This is a genomic window from Kitasatospora sp. NPDC029367, from assembly GCF_055569135.1.
In genome coordinates this window covers 1-3,037 of sequence record NZ_JBVHYH010000061.1, presented here as the reverse complement: position 1 = coordinate 3,037, position 3,037 = coordinate 1, and the positions used below count along the sequence as shown (strand labels likewise).

The following is a 3,037-nucleotide window of genomic DNA, read 5'->3' as shown; positions in this document are numbered from 1 at the left end:
GAAGACTCCACAGGAGAGGCGACGAGCGTCCAGGCGCGGAATTCCGAGATTCATCGACTGATCTCAAGCCTGAACCGGAAATGATTCGGATCGGTAATGCGAACAGACCGGGCAGACCGAACGGACCGACGGCGGCCTTGACGGCTACCCGCCGGTTCTCGACCCCTGCTCGGGAGGATTGACCTACGGATCGTGCGCGCCCCGGTGGTACACATCCCAGGACAGCAACGCTCGGTGATCCTCACCGGCGGCCGGGACCGTGTCAAGGAGCGCCTGTTCAACCGCTGAGCATCCGTTCAACTGCTGAGCACCGTTTAACTGCTGAGCTTCCGTTCAACTGCTGCCGGCCCGACCGACAGCACGGAGCGTCCCTTCTTGACGCCCACTCCGGACATGTGCGGAGATGTGTTTCCGACGGGGCATCCCGGAATTTACCTCCCGCGCACGGCAGCCCCAAGAACGGGATGAGAACACCACATGCAACCGACAACGACGTACAGTGGTCCGGTTTTCGACATTTTGGGAGTCGGTTTCGGTCCCTCCAATCTGGCTCTGGCGGTAGCCGTCGAGGAATACAACGAGGCCACCTCGGGCGCCCCGCTGCGGGCCGGCTTCATCGAGCGCAAGCAGCGCTTCGAATGGCACAAGGGCATGCTGCTCGACCAGGCGACGATGCAGGTCAGCTTCCTCAAGGACCTTGCCACGATGCGGAATCCGGGCAGTCGGTTCACCTTCCTGACGTATCTGCACGAGCGCGACCGGCTGGTCCGGTTCATCAACCACAAGACGTTGTTCCCGCTGCGCATCGAGTTCCACGACTACCTGGAATGGGTGGCAGCGCAGTTCACGGAACTCGTTCGCTACGGCACCGAAGTGGTCGAGGTCCGCCCCGTCGAGGAGGACGGCAGGGTCGTCCACCTGGACGTTGTCTCGCGCGAAATCGGCAACCCGGACGTGGTGGTCGTGCACCGGACCCGGAACCTGGTGATCGCCAGCGGTATCGTTCCCACTCTGCCGCTCGGACTGGAGGCCACGGACCGCCTGTGGCACAGTTCCGACTTCCTCAACCGACTCGCGGAGTTCCCGGGGGATCCGTCGGTGTGTACGGTCGTCGGCGCGGGGCAGAGCGCCGCCGAGATAGCCGGGCACCTTCACGACACCTTTCCGAACGCCGACGTCCACGCGGTTTTCTCGCGCTACGGCTACAGCCCCGCGGATGACTCGCCCTTCGCCAACCGCGTCTTCGACCCGGCGGCCGTCGACGAATTCTTCTCCGCGCCGCCGCACGTGCAGCAGAAGTTCTTCCAGTACCACGCGAACACGAACTACTCGGTGGTCGACATCGAGGTGATCGAGGACCTGTACGACCGGATCTACCGGGAGTCCGTCCGCGGTGTTCCCCGGCTGCACGTGCGCCACATGACGGCGGTGCGGCAGGTGACCTCGGAACCCGACCGGGTCCGGCTCCGGCTGGAGCACCTTCCCAGCGGCGAACTCGTCGACCTCGACACCGATCTGGTGGTCTTCGCGACCGGCTACCGGCCGATGGATCCGCTCGCGGTGCTCGGCGGGACGGCCGACTTCTGCAAGCGCGACTCCTCCGGTCTCCTACGCGTCCAGCGGGACCACAAGGTGGTGACCGAGAGCTCGGTGGAGTGCGGGATCTACCTCCAGGGCGGGACGGAGCACACGCACGGCCTGTCCTCCTCGCTGCTGTCGACCACGGCGGTCAGGGCCGGCGAGATCGTCGAGTCGGTGGCCGGACGCGACCGGGGCGCGGCTCCCGGGCAGCTCGGACGGGCGAGGTCGAAGGGACTCGGCGATGTACGTTCCTGAGCAGTACCGGCCGCAGGACCCGTCCTGGACCCTCGAACTGATCCGTTCCCATCCGCTGGCCCTGCTGGCCACCAACGGGCCGCAACACCCCTGGGCCACCCACGTCCCCGTGCTGCTCGCCGAGGAGCCCGATGGCTCTCCCGCCTCCGGGGACCACCTCGTCGGCCGGCGGATCCTCGGACACCTGAACGTGCTCAACCCCCACTGGGAGGCCCTGGCCGGGGTCGATCACGCCGTACTCGTCTTCCAGGGGCCCGGCTCCTACCTGTCGCCGACGGTTTACGAGAAGTCCCCCGCGGCCCCGACCTGGGACTTCACCTCCGTTCACGTCCACGGCGCACTGCGGCTGATCGACGACCCCGACGAGCTCAGGGGGATCGTGCGGGCCACCGTGCGCACCTTCGAGCGGGAGGTCGGCACTGGCTGGGACATGAGCGACTCGCTCGAGTACTTCGACCGACTGCTGCCCGGGGTCCGCGGGTTCGAGATCGAGGTCCGGAGCGTCGACAGCATGTTCAAGCTCAGCCAGGAGCAGCCGCCCGAGGTCGTGGCCAAGGTGATCGACAACTTCCGCCGGGACGACGGGAGTCGGCGGCGGGAACTGGCCACCATGATCGAACGCGCGGCCTCCGACGAACCCGGCGACCTCGCTCCGTAACGCCCACCACCATCACTCGGGAGGACGAACCATGCAGCGCACGATGCTGAAGTCGAAGATCCATCGAGCCACCGTGACCCAGTGCAACCTCCACTACGTGGGCTCGGTCACCGTGGACGAGGACCTGATGGAGGCCGCCGACCTGCTCGCGGGCGAGCTGGTCCACATCGTGGACATCAACAACGGCTCCCGCCTGGAGACCTACGTCATCGCGGGACCGCGCGGCAGCGGCATCATCGGGATCAACGGCGCCGCGGCCCGACTGGTCCACGAAGGCGACCTGGTGATCATCATCTCGTACGCGACGGTCGACGACGCCGAGGCCCGCACGATGGACCCCAGGGTCGTCTTCGTCGACGAAGCCAACCGCATCCTGGACGCCGGCACCGATCCGGCAGCCGTACCGCCGGGGCACGGCCTGGTGTCCGGAGCCCCCTAGCCGGGCAGCGGGGGGGGGGGGGGGGGGGGGGGGGGGGGGGGGGGGGGGGGGGGGGGGGGGGGGGGGGGGGGGGGGGAGGGGGGGGGGGGGGGGGGGGGGGGGGG

The 3,037-nt window shown here is 67.8% G+C and carries 3 protein-coding genes; all 3 read left to right on the top strand.

Translation table 11 applies throughout. The features are described 5' to 3' along the window. Positions 1-519 precede the first annotated feature (519 nt). Genes ACZ4W5_RS27650 through panD form a run of 3 tightly spaced genes read left to right on the top strand, consistent with a single transcriptional unit; the run spans position 520 to position 2,933 of the window. The gene (locus tag ACZ4W5_RS27650) at positions 520-1,836 is read left to right on the top strand and encodes a lysine N(6)-hydroxylase/L-ornithine N(5)-oxygenase family protein (protein WP_465657594.1); all 1,317 of its coding nucleotides are present in this window, start codon (positions 520-522) and stop codon (positions 1,834-1,836) included. After that, positions 1,823-2,494, top strand: a complete 672-nt coding sequence (locus ACZ4W5_RS27645) for an FMN-binding negative transcriptional regulator (RefSeq protein WP_465657592.1) — start codon at positions 1,823-1,825, stop codon at positions 2,492-2,494. The genes ACZ4W5_RS27650 and ACZ4W5_RS27645 overlap by 14 nt, the downstream gene beginning before the upstream one ends. Before the next feature lie 31 nt (positions 2,495-2,525). Beyond that, entirely contained in the window at positions 2,526-2,933 is a 408-nt protein-coding gene (panD, locus tag ACZ4W5_RS27640; protein WP_360245531.1) for an aspartate 1-decarboxylase, read from the top strand. The last annotated feature ends 104 nt before the right edge of the window (positions 2,934-3,037 follow it).

Excerpts from the sequence above, each read along its gene's own strand:
- ACZ4W5_RS27645 (WP_465657592.1), top strand. The coding sequence starts at position 1,823 with ATGTACGTTCCTGAGCAGTACCGGCCGCAGGACCCGTCCTGGACCCTC.
- panD (WP_360245531.1), top strand. The coding sequence starts at position 2,526 with ATGCAGCGCACGATGCTGAAGTCGAAGATCCATCGAGCCACCGTGACC.